The organism is Mesorhizobium sp. WSM4816 (assembly GCF_055811535.1).
This window is the reverse complement of sequence record NZ_JBVVQR010000051.1, coordinates 19413-35860: the sequence shown is the minus strand read 5'-3', so window position 1 is coordinate 35860 and position 16448 is coordinate 19413. Positions and strand designations below refer to the sequence as shown.

Sequence of the window (16448 nt, the reverse complement as noted above, 5' to 3'; positions counted from 1 at the left end):
CGTTTCAAAAAACGCCCCATGCGCCATCTGCGCCAAACTTCGGCCCCCGTGCAAAGCCCTCACAAGGGGAGAAGGAATGGGGGCGACCGCCGTTCACCCCGCGCCCGCATCATGCTAACCCATAACCCATGGCACAGAAGAAAGGTTACGAGGTCGATTCGTGGTTGGCGCGGCCGGACCCGCGTGTCTCGATCGTCCTGCTCTACGGGCCCGACCGCGGGCTGGTCGCCGAGCGCGCCCGTGCCTTTGCCGGCAAGACCGGCCTGCCGCTCGACGATCCGTTCTCTGTGGTCAGGCTGGACGGGTCGGAAGTCGATCGCGACGAGGGCCGCCGCCTGCTCGACGAGGCCCACACCGTGCCGATGTTTTCGGACCGGCGCCTGCTCTGGGTGCGCAATGCGTCCGGCCAGAAGGCGCTTGCCGACGACGTCAAGGCGCTGACCGCGGAGCCGCCGCGTGACGCCATCATCCTGATCGAGGCCGGCGACCTGAAGAAGGGCGTCGGGCTGCGCGCCATTGTCGAGGCGGCGGACATAGCCATGGCGCTGCCGTGCTACGCCGACGAGGCGCGGGACATCGACACGGTCATCGACGACGAATTGCGCAAGGCCGGCATGTCGATGACGCTGGAAGCCCGCCAGGCGCTGCGCCGCAATCTCGGTGGTGACCGGCTGGCCTCGCGCGGCGAGATCGAAAAGCTGGTGCTTTATGCCCACGGCCAGAGCGAAATCGGCCTCGATGACGTCAAGGCGACGTCGGGCGACGTCTCTGGCCTGTCCTTCGACGACGCCGTCGATGCCTTGCTCGACGGCAAGGTCGGCGACTTCGACATCGCCTTAACCCGTCACTGCCAGTCCGGCGGCCAGGCATTTCTGGTGCTGTCGTCGGCGATGCGGCAGCTGCAGGCGATCCAGGCAATGCGCGGCCTGATGGACGCCGGCGGCCGCAACGCCGCTTCGGTCGTCGCCGCGGCGCGCCCACCGGTTTTTTTCACGCGGCGCAAGCTGGTCGAAAAAGCCCTCGAACGCTGGAGCAGCGAGGCGCTCGCCCGCGCGCTCAACCGCTTGCAGACAGCGGTCCTGCAGACCCGCCGCCGGCCGGACCTCGCGGTCGCGCTGGCCCGACAGGCGCTGCTCGGCATCGCCGTGGAGAGCGCAAGACTGGCGCAAAGGTAATTTTTTTGAGGAGAGAGTTCCGCTTGGCGGAGCAAGCTATTTCCTGGTCGGCGCCGCCCCTCATTGCCCTGCCGGGCATTTCTCCCCGTAAACGGGGAGAAAGAAGCTGACCGCAGCCTCGGCACTTTTTCTGCAACGTTGGCGATTGGCGAAGCCGTCGATGCCAGCCCCCTCTCCCCGTCGCTATACGGGGAGAGGATGCCGGCAGGCAGGTGAGGGGCGGCGCAAACGCTGGAGCAGGTAGCCTATAAGGTCGCCGATCCTCGTCTAAAACAAGCGGGACCCCCGGTACACTTTGCCGGCTAATCAACCCTCGTTCTTCAGCCGCCGGCAAAGCTCGTCGAGCTGCTCCAGCGTCCGATAGGCGACGCTGATCACGCCGCCGCGCTCGTTGTGCTCGATCGTGACGAACATGCCGAGCGTGCCGGTCATCAGCTTCTCCAGCGCGAGGGTATCGACATCCTTCTGTGCCGGTGCTGCTGCAGCAGGCTGTCGCTTCACCGTCGGCGCACCCGCCGGCATCTGCGCCAGCGCTTCGGCCTGGCGCACCGAAAGCCCGTCCTCGACGATGCGCTTGGCCAGGCCCGCCGGATCCTGCGCCGTCACCAATGTACGGGCGTGGCCGGCCGACAGCGCGCCGTCGACCAGCATGTCGCGGATCACGTCCGGCAGCTTCAACAGCCGCAGCGTGTTGGCGACATGGCTGCGGCTCTTGCCGATCACCTGGCCGAGATCGGCCTGGGTGTAGCCGTGATCGTCGATCAGCTGCTGGTAGCCCATCGCCTCCTCGACCGGATTGAGGTCGGTGCGCTGGACGTTTTCGATGATCGCCAGCTCGAGCGCGGTGCGATCGTTGACATCGCGCACGATGATCGGGATCTCGCTCAGCCCGGCGCGCTGCGCGGCGCGCCAGCGCCGCTCGCCGGCGATGATCTCGTAGCGGCCAGCTTGCGTCGGCGATGGCCGCGCCACCACCGGCTGCACCACGCCATGTTCGCGGATCGACTGGGCAAGATCGGTCAGGTCGGCGTCGCCGAAATGCCGGCGTGGATTCTTTGGGTTCGGGCTAAGGAACTCGATCGGCACCTTGCCGTCGGCATTCATGCCCGGCTTTTCCACTGCTGCCGGACGATCGATTTCGCCGATCAGCGCCGCCAGTCCCCGGCCCAGTCTTTTTCTCGAAAGGTCTTCGCTCATCGTCTGTCCAGATCGTTTCGGTATCAATTCGGCTTCTAAGCGGCGCGCAGTTTGCGCTCGCGGCGGATCACCTCGGAGGCAAGCTGCAGATAGGCCTGGCTGCCGGAGCATTTGAGGTCGTAGAGGATCGCCGGCTTGCCGTAGGACGGCGCCTCGGAGACGCGCACATTGCGCGGGATGACGGTTTCATAGACCTTGTCGCCCATATGCGCCCGCACGTCCTGCACCACCTGGTTGGCGAGGTTGTTGCGCCCGTCGAACATGGTCAGCACGATGCCCTGGATGGTCAGCTCGGGATTGATCGAGCGGCGGACCTGCTCGACCGTCTCCAAAAGCTGGCTCAGGCCCTCGAGCGCAAAGAACTCGCACTGCAGCGGCACCAGCACCGAATCGGCTGCCGCCATCGAGTTCAGCGTCAGCAGATTGAGCGACGGCGGGCAATCGATCAGCACATAGCCAAAATTCGCCGAGCGCTCGGCCGAGGCACGCAAGGCGTTGCGCAGCCGCAGCACCCGGTCCGGCGCCGAGGCGATCTCCATTTCGATGCCGAGCAGGTCGAGCGTCGACGGCACGATCGACAGTCCCGGCACCGCCGTCGGGATCGCCGCCGCCTCCAGATCGAGCTCGCCGGTCAGCACGTCATAGGAGGAAACGGTGCGGTCGCGCCGGTCGATGCCGAGACCGGTGCTGGCATTGCCTTGCGGGTCGAGATCGACGATCAGCACCCGCTCGCCGATCGCCGCCAGCGCCGTGGCCAGATTGATGGCCGTCGTCGTCTTGCCGACGCCGCCCTTCTGGTTGGCTACGGTGATGATTCGGGGGCCATTCTTCATCATGGGTCTATGCCAGAAATTCATGCCGAGGTCGCCGATCTAAGTCAGTTGGCGCAAATCAGACAGTTCGAGGATGACGCCATGAGCGTCGGTCGCGCTGGCATGTTCTACCAGATCGAACGACCATCGTTGAGCGCTTTCTGCCACTTCGGTGCGGTAATCCCGGCCTTTGTGGAACAGGCCATAGGCGCCAGCCGTCAGCCACGGCGCCGCCAGTTCGAGCAACACCGGAAGTGACGCCAGCGCTCTGGCGGTAACGATTTGAGGTGTTGAAACAAACGGATACGTGTCGTCGATGCGCCGCGCGACGACCTTGGCCGGCAGGTTGAATTGGCCGACGACCGCTTGCAGGAACGATGCCTTCTTCCGATTGCTTTCAACCAGGTCGATGCTGGCGCCGTCGCGCTCGGTAAGCAGGAACGCCAGCACCAGGCCGGGAAAACCGCCACCGGAGCCGAGATCGAGCCAGCGCGTCGCCTCTGGTTTGATTCGTGCCAGCTGCGCGCTGTCGAGGATGTGGCGGCGCCAGACGTCGCCCTGCGTCGACTGCGCCGCCAGGTTTATCCGGCGGTTCCATTTCTGAAAGACCGTCTCGAAATCTACCAGGCGTTCGAATGTTTCACGTGAAACCGGACCGGCAGCGGCTTGCAGGCCCGCCCATGAGGCAGCGCTCACGCAACATTCCTTCGCGTGGCACCCTCGGCGTTGCGGACATGCGCGACAATGATTGCCAGTGCCGCCGGCGTCATGCCTTCCATACGCTGTGCGTCGGCGATCGAGCGCGGCTGGCGCGCCAGGATCTTTTGCTTCAGTTCGTTGGACAGCCCCGGAACGGAAGCAAAATCGAGCGACGCCGGGATCAATCGGCTCTCTTCATGCCTGATCTGCGTGACGTCAGCTTGCTGGCGATCGAGATAGACCGAATATTTCGCTTCCGTTTCAAGGCGTTCAGCCGTTTTGCTGCCAATGCCCGCAAACTGCGGGGCGATTCTGGCCAGCCAGGCGACGTCGACGCCGGGATAGGCCAGCAGCTCATAGGCCGAGCGGCGTACCCCGTCCCGGTTGATCACCAGCCCATGACGCGCCGCTTCATTGGGGGTCATGGTGAAGCCAAGCGCAAGGTCCCTCGCCTTTTCAAGGTTCTGCACGATATTGCTAAACCGTTGCATCCGCTCCTGCGAGGCAATCCCGAGCTTCATCGCCAACGGCGTCAGCCGCTCATCGGCATTGTCGGCGCGCAGCGACAGCCGGAACTCGGCCCGCGAAGTGAACATCCGATACGGTTCGGCGATGCCGCGGCTGGTCAGGTCGTCGACCATCACCCCGATATAGGCCTCGGTGCGGCTGAGCACGATCTGATCGCTTGCCGACGTTTTGCGCGCGGCGTTGATGCCGGCCAACAACCCTTGCGCCCCCGCCTCCTCGTAACCGGTGGTGCCGTTGATCTGCCCGGCCAGGAAAAGACCGGAGATCCGCTTCGTTTCGAGCGTCGGCTTGAGCTCGCGCGGATCGACATGATCGTACTCGATGGCATAGCCGGGCTGCAGCATGGTGGCGCGTTCAAGGCCCGGAATGGTTTTTACAATGCCGAGCTGCACGTCCTGCGGCAGCGAGGTCGAAATACCGTTCGGGTAGACGGTATCGTCGTCCAGCCCTTCCGGCTCGAGGAAAATCTGGTGGCCTTCGCGATCGCCGAATTTGACGATCTTGTCTTCGATCGACGGGCAGTAACGCGGCCCCACCCCTTCGATCGAGCCGGAATACATCGCCGACCGGCCCAGATTGGCGCGGATCAGCTCGTGTGTCGCTGCCGTCGTGCGCGTGATGCCGCAATGGATCTGCCGATTGTCGATGCAGTTGGTCATCAGCGAGAACGGCACCGGGTCGTCATCCGCCGCCTGGCTCTCCAGCGACGCCCAATCGATCGTGCGTCCGTCCAGCCGCGGCGGCGTGCCGGTCTTCAGCCGCCCGAGCCTGAAGCCGGCGCGGCTCATCGTCGCCGACAGGCCGAGGCTGGCCTGCTCGTTCATGCGGCCGGCAACGATTTTCCTCTCGCCGATATGGATCAGCCCGCGCAGGAAAGTGCCGGTGGTCAGCACCACGGCGCCGCAGCCAAGCCGGCGGCCATCCGCCAGCAGCACCGCCGCCAGGCGCTCATTGGCGATTTCGAAATCCAGGACCTCACCCTCGACCACGTCGAGCCCCGCCTGTTCGCGAATCGCCGCTTGCATGGCGAGCCGATAGAGTTTTCTGTCGGCTTGCGTCCGCGGCCCGCGAACGGCCGGGCCCTTGCGGCGGTTGAGCAGACGGAACTGGATGCCGGCCGCATCGGCGACGCGCCCCATCAGCCCGTCCATGGCGTCGATCTCGCGGACCAGATGGCCCTTGCCGAGCCCGCCGATCGCCGGATTGCACGACATAACGCCGATCGTCTCGAAGCGCAGCGTCACCAGGGCAGTCTTCGCGCCAGCGCGCGCGGCAGCACTGGCCGCCTCGCAACCAGCATGGCCGCCGCCCACCACAACCACATCATAGTGATCGGTCATTTTTAGTGTTCCAGATTCAGGTTGACCGACACATGTCCCCGTCAGGACGTGGTGTCAAGCCGGCACCTTCTCCCCGCATAGTGACGGGGAGAAGCGGGCTAGCCGCAGCAACGACGGGTCTTTTGCAACGCTGGTGATTGGGGAAACCATCGACGGTTGTGTCTTTCTCCCTGTCACTATACGGGGAGAAATGCCAGGCAGGGCAATGAGGGGCAGCGCTAAGTCTGAAATTCGATCCCGTCTCGGGGACCGTGGATCGTTTCACGTGAAACAATGCTTCGAGCTAATCGCGTGGTGTTTCACGTGAATCACCCAGAGCTGGCCGGCCCGCAATGTTTCACGTGAGTCATTTGCCGATGCAGAACTGCGCAAAGATGACGTCGAGCATGTCCTCGACATCGACCGCCCCAACGATGCGGCCAAGCCGATCCGCCGCCAGCCGCAATTCCTCTGCCCGCAGTTCCTGCCCGCGTCCATCCTCTGCCGCTGCCGCCAGCAGGAAGCGCTTCGTCTCGTTGAGCAGTTCGACGTGCCGCAGCCGCGATGGCAGGATATCGCCTGCCTGGCCGACCTGCGCTGTGGCGCGACGGCCGATCTCGGCCAGCAATTCCGCCAACCCGGTGCCGTTCCTGGTTGAGATTGCCAAGTCATAGCGCGCCACAGGCGTTTCATCCTCTAGCAGATCGACCTTCGTCCCAACCCGCAATCGAGGGATCCCGGCAGGTATTGCGCCGATCGCCACCGGTTCCGCCATTTCCTCGAGCACCAGCAACAGATCGGCAGTGCCGGCCTTGCTCCTCGCCCTTTCGATGCCGATCGCCTCAATCCTGCCGGGCGTATCGCGCAGGCCGGCGGTATCGGTCACTCTTATGCGCATCCCCTCCAGGTCCAGCACCACCTCGAGCAGATCGCGGGTGGTGCCGGGCTCCTCGGTGACGATCGCCGCATCGCGCCGGGCCAGTGCGTTGAACAGGCTTGATTTGCCGGCATTCGGCGCACCAAGAATGACGACCTCGAAGCCGTCACGGATGATTTCGGCCGCCCGGAAGCCTTGGACATGACGCTCGATCTCGCCGGTCATGTCGCGGACGTCGGACCAGACCGTCTCTGCAACGGAACCGGGCACATCGTCTTCGTCAGCAAAATCGATTTCTGCCTCGATCATCGCCCGTGCATGAATCAGCCGACGGCGCCAGGCGAGGTAGAGTTCGCTCTGCACGCCTTCGGCATTCTGCACGGCAAAACGCCGCTGCGCCTCGGTTTCGGCATTGACGAGATCGGCCAGCGCCTCGGTCTCGACCAGATCGACCTTGCCATTGAGAAAGGCGCGGCGGGTGAACTCGCCCGGCTCGGCATGTCTGACGCCGTCGAAGCCGGCGATCACCTCCAGCATCTTCGCCACCACGGCCCGCCCGCCATGGACGTGGAATTCGGCGACATCCTCGCCGGTAAAGCTGTTTGGGCCGGCAAAGAAAACGACCAGCCCGCTGTCGAGCACCGATCCGTCCGGCGCCCTGAACTGGCGATAGGCGGCAACACGGTTCTTGACCTTGGGGCCAGCAATCGTTTCTACGACGAATCGACTTTGCGGGCCGGAAATGCGGATCACGGCAACCCCGGCGGGCAGGCGGCCGCTCGACAGGGCAACAATGGAATTACCTGAAATCATTTGCCGACCCAGCACAACCGCCCTAGCTTCGCTTATTCATCGACAAAATTGCCGAGTGCCCATTCGTGACATTACCCGCGAAAAACCTGCTTGCCGAAGAGGCCAGCCCCTATCTGCAGCAGCACAGCGGCAACCCGGTGCATTGGCGGGCGTGGTCGCCGGCGTCTCTCGCCGAAGCCAAGGCGCTCGAGCGGCCGATCCTGCTCTCAGTCGGCTACGCCGCCTGCCACTGGTGCCATGTCATGGCGCACGAGAGTTTTGAGAACGGCGACGTCGCCGCCGTCATGAACCGTCTGTTCGTCAATATCAAGGTCGATCGCGAAGAGCGGCCGGACATCGACCAGATCTATATGGCGGCATTGTCGGCGATGGGCGAGCAGGGCGGATGGCCGCTGACCATGTTTTTGACACCGGACGGAAAACCTTTTTGGGGCGGCACCTATTTTCCGCGCGAGGCCCGTTACGGCCGCCCGGGCTTCGTCCAGGTGCTGGAGGCGGTCGACAAGGCGTGGCGGGAGAAGAAAGAAAGCGTTAACCAAAGCGCCGCCGGCCTGACCGCGCATGTCGAGGCGCGGCTGGCGGGCAGCCATGCCAAGGCGGTGCTCGACCGCGACACGCTCGCGACGCTCGCCAACGGCATCGACGGCATGATCGACAGGGATCTGGGCGGGCTGCGCGGCGCGCCCAAATTCCCCAATGCGCCGTTCATGCAGACGCTGTGGCTATCCTGGCTGCGCGACGGCGCCACAGCCCATCGCGACGCTGTCTTGCTCAGCCTTGAAAGGATGCTGGCGGGCGGCATCTATGACCATGTCGGCGGCGGTCTTAGCCGCTATTCGACCGATGCCGAGTGGCTGGTGCCGCATTTCGAAAAGATGGTCTACGACAACGCGCAGCTCATCCGGCTGTGCAACTGGGCTTTTGCGGCGACCGGCAATGAATTGTTCCGGATACGAATCGAAGAGACGATCGACTGGCTGCTGCGCGAGATGCGCGTCGATGGCGGCGCATTCGCCGCCAGCCTCGACGCCGACAGCGAGGGCGAGGAGGGGTTGTTCTACACCTGGAGCAAGGATGAGATCGAAACCGCTCTCGGCGACGAATCGGCGTTGTTTTTCCAATACTTCACGCTTTCCAGCCCGCACGGCTGGGAGGGCAAGCCGATCATCCACCAGACTGCGGCCCAGCAAACACAAAGCGTCGCCGATCGCGACCGGCTCATTCCGCTCACAGAAAAACTGCTGGCGGCCAGGGAGCAGCGCGTCAGGCCCGGGCGTGACGGAAAAATCCTGACCGACTGGAACGGTCTGGTGATCGCGGCTCTCGCCGAAGCCGGGCGCGCCGTGAAACGGATCGACTGGATCGAGGCGGCGGAACAGGCCCTTGCTGCCATTGCCAGCGCTGGCCGGGACGGTCGCCTGCCGCATTCGATGCATGGCGCAAAGAAGCTGTTTCCGGCGCTGTCGAGCGACTACGCCGCCATGGCCAACGCCGCGATCTCGCTGTTCGAGGCTACCGGCACGTCGACTTATGCCGAACTGGCCCGCCAATTCATCGCGCAGCTCGACCAATGGCATCACGACGAGGACAACGCCGGCTACTATCTGACCGCGTTGGACAGCAGCGACGTGCCGATCCGCATCAGGGGCGACGCCGACGAGGCCATTCCTTCAGCCACTGGCCAGATCATCGAGGCCATGGTCCGATTGTCGTCGCTTTCCGGCGATCTCGAATTACAGGAGAAGACCTGGAAGGTCGCCGAACACGCCGCCGGCCGTGCGGCGCATCAGGCCTATGGTCAGGCGGGGATCGTCAACGCCTGTGCCTTGGCGCTCGCGCCGTTGAAGCTGGTGCTGGTGGATAGCCCAGAGAATCCGGGGCTTGTTCCGGTTGCGAATCGAAATCCTGACCCGCGTCGGATCGACACGATCGTGCCGGTCGGATCGGCGACAAACCTGCCGATGCCGCCAGGCGGCGTTCTGCCGCCAACGAGCAAGCCCGGCGCCTGGCTGTGTACGGGGCAGGTCTGCTTGCCGGTGATAACGGACGCCGAGGAACTCGAGCGTCGGTTGCGGCGCGGATAGGAGAGGGATGCTGCGCCGATCCACCTTCTCCCACAGGGGGCCCACAGGGGGAAAAGGCAAGAGGCGCCAGCCCCTTACGTATTCATCGAATCGAAGAAATCCGCGTTGGTCTTGGTCTGCTTGAGCTTGTCGATGAGGAACTCGATGGCGTCGGTGGTGCCCATCGGCGCCAGGATGCGGCGCAGCACGAAGATTTTTTGCAGGTCCTGGCGGGCGACCAAAAGATCTTCCTTGCGGGTGCCGGACTTGAGGATGTCCATGGCCGGATAGATGCGCTTGTCCGCCACCTTGCGGTCGAGCACGATTTCCGAGTTGCCGGTGCCCTTGAACTCTTCGAAGATGACCTCGTCCATGCGGCTGCCGGTGTCGATCAGCGCGGTGGCGATGATGGTCAGCGAGCCGCCTTCCTCGATGTTGCGGGCGGCGCCGAAGAAGCGCTTCGGCCGCTGCAGCGCATTGGCGTCGACACCGCCGGTCAGCACCTTGCCGGATGACGGCACCACGGTGTTGTAGGCGCGGCCTAGGCGGGTGATCGAATCCAGCAGGATGACGACGTCGCGCCCGTGCTCGACCAGGCGCTTGGCCTTCTCGATCACCATTTCGGCGACCTGGACGTGTCGCACCGCCGGCTCGTCGAAGGTCGAGGAGACGACCTCGCCCTTCACCGAGCGCTGCATGTCAGTGACTTCTTCCGGCCGCTCGTCGATCAACAGCACGATCAGGTAGCATTCGGGATGATTGGTGGTGATCGAATGGGCGATGTTCTGCAACAGCACCGTCTTGCCGGTGCGCGGCTGCGCCACGATCAGGGCGCGCTGGCCTTTGCCGAGCGGCGCCACTAGGTCGATGACGCGGGCCGAGATGTCCTTCGAGGTCGGAACGTCCATTTCCATCTTCAGCCGCGAGGTCGGGTAAAGCGGCGTCAGATTGTCGAAATGGATCTTGTGGCGGATCTTTTCCGGGTCGTCGAAATTGATCGTGTTGACCTTGAGCAGCGCGAAATAGCGCTCGCCCTCCTTCGGGCTGCGGATCGGGCCCTCGACCGTGTCGCCGGTCTTCAGCGAGAACCGGCGGATCTGCGACGGCGAGATATAGATATCGTCCGGGCCTGGCAGGTAATTGGCATTGGCCGAGCGCAGGAAGCCAAACCCGTCCTGCAGCACTTCGACGACCCCGTCACCGATGATCTCGATATCCTGGGTCGCCAGCCGCTTCAGGATCGCGAACATCAGCTCCTGCTTGCGCATCACACTGGCGTTCTCGACCTCGAGCGATTCGGCATAAGCGATCAGCTCTGGCGGTTTCTTGTTCTTGAACTCTGTGAGTTTCATTTCTTGCATCATTAGACGGACTCTGAGTGAGTAAGTATGGGGAAAATATCGGCGGGATGCGACAAATGCCGGGCGCGGCCGAAGCGATGAATGGGGCGGCGCATGACGGGAAGGAAGACCCGTCTTTTATCGTTGGTCGACTGAAAGAGCAAGCCGCTTGGAAGCGATCAATTGCGAATCTCGGCACCACCCCTCAAGCCCCTGCCGGAACCTTCTCCCCGTCACTACACGGGGAGTGGATGCCGGCAGGCAGGAGAGGGGCAGCGCAAACGCCCGAAACAGACACAAATCGTCAAAACGGCTTCACGATGACCAGCACGACGATGACGATCATCAGCAATGTGGGGATCTCATTGACGAGCCGCCAGTGCCGAGCCGGCTTTTCGTTGCGGTCCTCGGCGAATCTGCGTACCGCGCCGGCCAGATAGCCATGAACCGCCGAGAGCCCGAGCACCGCGGCGATCTTGGCATGCAGCCAGCCACCCTGAAATCCAAAGCCTTTCCAGGCCAGCCAGAGGCCGAACGCCCAGGTGATGATCATGGCCGGATTGATGATGCCGCGCAGCAGCCGGCGCTCCATCACCTTGAAGGTCTCCGACTGGACGGAGCCTTTTTCCGCATCGGCATGATAAACCAGCAGCCGCGGCAGATAGAGCATGCCCGCCATCCACGAGATGACGGCGATGACATGGATCGCCTTTGCCCAGGGATGGAAATCATCCGGCCCGAACAGGAACAGAAGCGCCGCCAGGACGAGGAAGATGACGATGGCGATCGCTGCTCGACGCATCGCTGCACCACCGCTGCTGCCCGCACCACTGTTGGCGTTGTTCATGTCGGTCATCGATGCGCCCGCACCAGTTTCACCATCGCCTCGACATGCGCGATCGGCGTTTCCGGCGTGATGCCGTGGCCGAGATTGAAGACCAGCGGCCCATCGCCCAGTGCTTTCAGGATTGCGTCGACACCGTCAGAAAGCGCCTTGCCGCCGGCCACCAGCCGCAACGGATCGAGATTGCCCTGCACAGCGCCATCGCGCTGCAGTTCCTTCGCCGTCGTCAACGGCACGGTCCAGTCGAGCCCCAGCCCGGTCACGCCGGTTTTTTGGCGATAGCTGCGGTAATGGGCACCGGCGCCCTTGGGAAAGCCGATGATCGGAATGTCGGGATGGACGGCCCGGACCTGCCTGACGATCTCCGCCACCGGCCTGACGCAAAACGCCTCGAAAGAAACTTCGTCGAGCACGCCGGACCACGAGTCAAATATCTGCACCACATCGGCGCCGGCTTCGATCTGTCGGATCAGATAGGCAGCCGAGTGATCGGCAAGCACTTTCAGCAATTGCAGGAAAGCCGCCGGCTCGCGATAGGCAAACAGCCGTGCTGGCGTCTGGTCCGAGGTGCCGTGGCCGGCGATCATATAGGTCGCCACCGTCCACGGCGCGCCGCAGAAGCCGATCAGCGTCGTTTGATCCGGCAGTTTTGTCCGCAATCGCCTGACCGTCTCGTAGACCGGTTCGAGATTCACGTGAAACGTTTCGCCGTCGAGAGCGGCAATCTCCGTCGCCGAGATCGGCGTCAACAGCGGCCCACGGCCCTCCTCGAAGCGCACGTCGCGGCCCAGCGCATGCGGCACGACCAGGATATCGGAAAACAGGATCGAAGCATTGAAGCCGAAACGCTCGATCGGTTGCAACGTCACTTCCACGGCAAGATCGGAATTATAGCAGAGGTCGAGGAACGATCCGGCCCGCCTGCGTGTCTCGCGATATTCCGGCAGATAGCGGCCGGCCTGACGCATCATCCAGAGCGGCGGCGGAGACAGAGCCTTGCCCTTCAACACGTCCAGCATGATGCGGTTTTCAGGCATTCAGCGCTCGCCTCTCCAGGCTTCTCTATAATTAAATATTCTATTTCTAGGAATCTTATGATTCTAAGAGTCTGTTGGTATCGGTGGTTGTCTCCTGTCCCGCCTTGCCCCGGAAAAGGCCAGCCAGCATATTGTCGCGTGCTTCTTTTGCCGGATAGGAGGAGTTTGGGGACAGTTGGAAATTGCCGACTGGGAACAATGCGTTACCGTCCGCTGGAGAAAATGACCCTGTGGATGAGACCGAGTCGAAAAAGCCCGTCCCCAGACTTGTCCCCAGCCGCCCGACGAAGCCGGCAGCGCATCGAATTGTGGACAACTGGCATCTGATACAGTCGCCCCGAACCGGCCGATCTTTCCGACCGACCTTATCCACATCGGCCCACAGCTTGGAACGTACCCCTGTGAACAAACCCCAGAGCTTCTTTCACCTTCACCTGATTTCGGATGCCACCGGTGAAACGCTGCTGGCGGCCGGGCGCGCGGCTTCGGCGCAATATAAGGATGCGCGCGCCATCGAGCATATCTACCCGCTGATCCGCACCGAAAAGCAGGTGACGAAAGTGTTCGAGGACATCGAGGAGGAGCCGGGCATCATCCTTTATACGGTCGTCGACCAGAAGCTCGCCCGCGGCATCGACGAGCGCTGCGCCGCCATGGGCCTGCCTTGCGTCTCCGTTCTGGAACCGGTGCTGACCGTGTTCCAGTCCTATCTCGGCACGCCGGCCGGCCGCCGCGTCGGCGCCCAGCATGTGCTGGACGCCGAATATTTCCGCCGCATCGACGCACTCAACTTCACCATGGAGCATGATGACGGCCAGCTGCCTGCCAATATGGATGATGCCGACATTGTGCTGGTCGGCATTTCGCGCACCTCGAAGACGCCGACCAGCATCTATCTCGCCAATCGCGGCATCAAGACCGCCAACATCCCGATCGTGATCGGCGTGCCGGTGCCGGAAAGCCTGGTCAACGCCACGAAGCCGCTGATCGTCGGGCTGATCGCCACCGCCGAGCGCATCTCGCAGGTGCGCCAGAACCGCATCCTCGGCAACACCAGCGCCTACGAGCCGACCGACTATGTCGACCGCGCGGCGATCAGCGAGGAACTCGCCTACGCCCGCCAGGTCTGCACCCGGCACGGCTGGCCGATGATCGACGTCAGCCGCCGCTCGATCGAGGAGACGGCGGCGGCGATCGTTGCCCTGCGCGGAAAGACAAGATAACTGGGAAGTCAGGAAATGGTAAGGTTTTGTCTAGCCGTTCAGCGCTGCAAGGCTCGAAGGTCACGGCATGGATCCTAGGGTCTGCGCCGCGTCCCTTCGCTCCTTGCTTCGCCCGAGGATGACGAAGTGAAGAGCGTTTCAGCCAATCTCGAAGGTTTCCGATTTGGCATCAGCCGCCACCCGGTATGCGCGACGCAACTGCCAATCTCGGACATCTGCGATTTGCCTTACATCACTATGCCTTCGTCATCCTAGGGCGGAGCAGGAGCGAAGCGACGTAGCGGAGACCCTAGGATCCATGCCGTTACTGTGTCCGAGAAGCGCAGCGATCCAGCGACTGTCTGCGCGTCCGTCTCCGGATCGGAATCTCAACCAACCTTAGGCGCGTACATATGGCCGAAAAAATCATCCTTGCCTCGGGCAGCCCGTTCCGCAAGGCGTTGCTTGTCCATGCCGGCGTGGCGGTCGAGGCGGTTCCGGCGGCAGTCGACGAGCGCGCGCTCGAAGCGCCGTTGCAGGGCAGCGGTGCCTCGCCCGAAGACGTCGCCCTGGTGCTGGCCGAGGCCAAGGCCACCGAGGTCAGCGAGCGAAAGCCGGGCGCCTTGGTGCTCGGCTGCGACCAGACGCTGTCGCTCGGCGACGAAGTGTTTCATAAGCCGGCCGACATGGAAGCCGCCCGCCGCCATCTCCTGGCGCTGTCGGGCAAGACCCATCAGCTCAACAGCGCCGTGGTGCTGGCCCGCAACGGCGCAGTTCTGTGGCGGCATGTCGGCGTCGCCAGCCTGACCATGCGAAAGCTCGATCCGGCCTTCATCGGCCGCCATCTGGCGCGGGTCGGCGCCAAGGCGCTGTCCAGCGTCGGCGCCTACCAGATCGAAGGCGAGGGCATCCAGCTGTTCGAAAGAGTAGAGGGCGACTATTTCACCATTGTCGGCCTGCCGCTTCTGCCCGTCCTGGCCAAGCTGCGCGATCTTGGAGCCATCGATGGCTGAGGCCGCGAAAAAGGCCTTCGTCACCGGCCACCCGGTCGCGCATTCGCGGTCGCCGAAGATCCACGCCTACTGGCTGGCGAAATACGGCATCGACGGCAGCTACCGGGCCATCGACGTTGCGCCGGAGGCTTTTGCCGAATTCGTCGAAAAACTCGAGGCGAATGGCTATCGTGGCGGCAACGTCACCATCCCGCACAAGGAGGCCGCCTTCGCGCTGGCGGCGCGCCGCGACGACGCGGCCGAACAGATCGGCGCTGTCAACACGCTGTGGCTCGAGGGCGGAATTTTGTGCGGCGGCAACACCGACGCCCATGGCTTTTCCGCCGATCTCGACGAGCATGCGCCGGGCTGGGCCACAAACGGCCCGGCGGTGGTGCTCGGCGCCGGCGGCGCCGCCCGCGCGGTCATCCATGCGCTCAAGCAGCGCGGCATCAGTGACATCCGCATCGTCAACCGGACGCTCGCCCGAGCCGAGGAGCTGCGCCACCGCTTCGGCGCCGGGGTCTCGGCCCACGGCACGGCGGCGACCCGCGAGCTGCTTGCCGATGCCGGCCTGCTGGTCAACACGTCAGCGCTTGGCATGCACGGCAATGAAGGCCTGTCCGCCGATCCGGCCAGGCTGCCGGACCATGCCATCGTCACCGACATAGTCTATGTGCCGCTGGAAACGCCGTTGCTGGCCGCCGCCAAGGCGCGCGGCCTGAAAGCCGTCGACGGGCTCGGCATGCTGCTGCACCAGGCGGTGCCTGGCTTCGAGCGCTGGTTCGGCATCAGGCCCGAGGTCACTGCCGAATTGCGGCAGATGATCGTCGCCGATCTCGGCGCCAGGGAGTAAAAAAACATGATCGTGCTCGGCCTCACCGGATCGATCGGCATGGGCAAGTCGACGACGGCCAGGATGTTTGCCGAGGCCGGCGTGCCTGTCCACGATTCGGACGAGGCGGTGCATCGCCTCTACGCCGGCAAGGCGGCTCCGCTGGTCGAGGCGGCGTTTCCCGGAACGGCGAAATCCGGCTCCGTCGATCGCACGAGGCTGGCCGAGCGGGTGCTCGGTGATGCAGCCGCACTGAAACGGCTGGAAGCGATCATCCACCCACTGGTCCGCGCCGACGCCGACGCTTTCCTGGCCAGACACCGGGCCGCCGGCGCGCCGCTTGTCGTTCTCGACATCCCGCTGCTGTTCGAAACCGGCGGCCGCGACCGTGTCGACAAGGTCGTGGTCGTCACCGCGTCGCCCGACATCCAGCGCGCCCGCGTGCTGGCGCGGCCGGGCATGAGCGAGGAGAAACTGGCGTCGATCCTGGCCAGGCAGGTTCCCGACGCCGAAAAGCGTGAGCGCGCCGATTTCGTCATCAACACCGGACAAGGTTTTGATGCGGCGCGCGCGGCGGTCAATGCGATCGTCGCGAAACTGGTCGGGGATAAAGCCGGCAAGCCTGCTTAACGGTGCTTGCGCCCGGCGTAATATGTTGCCAATTTGTTCCCATCATGATTCGGCTGGACTAACGCCGGACCCAACGGACTGATTC

14 protein-coding genes are annotated in these 16448 nt (G+C 63.8%); 6 read left to right on the top strand and 8 right to left on the bottom strand.

From position 1 onward, the window contains the following. The first annotated feature begins 128 nt into the window (after positions 1-128). Entirely contained in the window at positions 129-1175 is a 1047-nt protein-coding gene (holA, locus tag AC0L3H_RS30595; RefSeq protein WP_473587956.1) for a DNA polymerase III subunit delta, read from the top strand. Positions 1176-1481: 306 nt separating this feature from the next. Here the strand turns inward: holA and AC0L3H_RS30590 are convergent, their stop codons facing one another. The 5 genes from AC0L3H_RS30590 to mnmE form a co-directional block, all read right to left on the bottom strand. Beyond that, positions 1482-2372, bottom strand: coding sequence for a ParB/RepB/Spo0J family partition protein (locus tag AC0L3H_RS30590; protein ID WP_473587955.1), 891 nt, complete (start codon positions 2370-2372; stop codon positions 1482-1484). A gap of 35 nt (positions 2373-2407) precedes the next feature. After that, a complete protein-coding gene (locus tag AC0L3H_RS30585; protein ID WP_084646769.1) occupies positions 2408-3208 on the bottom strand; it encodes a ParA family protein in 801 nt (266 codons plus the stop codon). Between the two features lie 36 nt (positions 3209-3244). After that, a complete protein-coding gene (gene rsmG, locus AC0L3H_RS30580; protein WP_473587954.1) occupies positions 3245-3880 on the bottom strand; it encodes a 16S rRNA (guanine(527)-N(7))-methyltransferase RsmG in 636 nt (211 codons plus the stop codon). Next, entirely contained in the window at positions 3877-5751 is a 1875-nt protein-coding gene (mnmG, locus tag AC0L3H_RS30575) for a tRNA uridine-5-carboxymethylaminomethyl(34) synthesis enzyme MnmG (RefSeq protein ID WP_473587953.1), read from the bottom strand. The genes rsmG and mnmG overlap by 4 nt, the downstream gene beginning before the upstream one ends. A gap of 346 nt (positions 5752-6097) precedes the next feature. Next, on the bottom strand, positions 6098-7420 hold the full coding sequence (mnmE, locus tag AC0L3H_RS30570; protein ID WP_473587952.1) for a tRNA uridine-5-carboxymethylaminomethyl(34) synthesis GTPase MnmE: 1323 nt from the start codon (positions 7418-7420) through the stop codon (positions 6098-6100). Between the two features lie 65 nt (positions 7421-7485). Between mnmE and AC0L3H_RS30565 the strand changes: the two genes are divergently transcribed. Continuing rightward, a complete protein-coding gene (locus tag AC0L3H_RS30565; RefSeq protein WP_473587951.1) occupies positions 7486-9504 on the top strand; it encodes a thioredoxin domain-containing protein in 2019 nt (672 codons plus the stop codon). A 74-nt stretch (positions 9505-9578) separates the two neighbouring features. Here AC0L3H_RS30565 and rho read toward each other — a convergent pair whose 3' ends face one another. The 3 genes from rho to hemE form a co-directional block, all read right to left on the bottom strand. Next, complete coding sequence (gene rho, locus AC0L3H_RS30560; protein WP_027153631.1) at positions 9579-10844, bottom strand: transcription termination factor Rho; 1266 nt, start codon at positions 10842-10844, stop codon at positions 9579-9581. Positions 10845-11127: 283 nt separating this feature from the next. After that, on the bottom strand, positions 11128-11679 hold the full coding sequence (gene hemJ, locus AC0L3H_RS30555) for a protoporphyrinogen oxidase HemJ (protein WP_473587950.1): 552 nt from the start codon (positions 11677-11679) through the stop codon (positions 11128-11130). Continuing rightward, positions 11676-12704 carry a uroporphyrinogen decarboxylase gene (gene hemE / locus AC0L3H_RS30550; RefSeq protein ID WP_473587949.1) on the bottom strand — a complete coding sequence of 343 codons (1029 nt, stop codon included), beginning with the start codon at positions 12702-12704 and terminating at the stop codon, positions 11676-11678. The genes hemJ and hemE overlap by 4 nt, the downstream gene beginning before the upstream one ends. A 401-nt stretch (positions 12705-13105) precedes the next feature. On the opposite strand from hemE, the gene AC0L3H_RS30545 reads away from it, so the two are divergent. The 4 genes from AC0L3H_RS30545 (at position 13106) to coaE (ending at position 16363) form a co-directional block, all read left to right on the top strand. Further along, positions 13106-13927 carry a pyruvate, water dikinase regulatory protein gene (locus AC0L3H_RS30545; protein ID WP_473587948.1) on the top strand — a complete coding sequence of 274 codons (822 nt, stop codon included), beginning with the start codon at positions 13106-13108 and terminating at the stop codon, positions 13925-13927. Positions 13928-14319: 392 nt separating this feature from the next. Beyond that, a complete protein-coding gene (locus AC0L3H_RS30540) occupies positions 14320-14919 on the top strand; it encodes a Maf-like protein (protein WP_473587947.1) in 600 nt (199 codons plus the stop codon). Then, complete coding sequence (locus AC0L3H_RS30535) at positions 14912-15754, top strand: shikimate dehydrogenase (RefSeq protein WP_473587946.1); 843 nt, start codon at positions 14912-14914, stop codon at positions 15752-15754. Before AC0L3H_RS30540 ends, AC0L3H_RS30535 begins: the two co-directional genes overlap by 8 nt. Before the next feature lie 6 nt (positions 15755-15760). After that, on the top strand, positions 15761-16363 hold the full coding sequence (gene coaE / locus AC0L3H_RS30530; protein ID WP_473587945.1) for a dephospho-CoA kinase: 603 nt from the start codon (positions 15761-15763) through the stop codon (positions 16361-16363). The last annotated feature ends 85 nt before the right edge of the window (positions 16364-16448 follow it).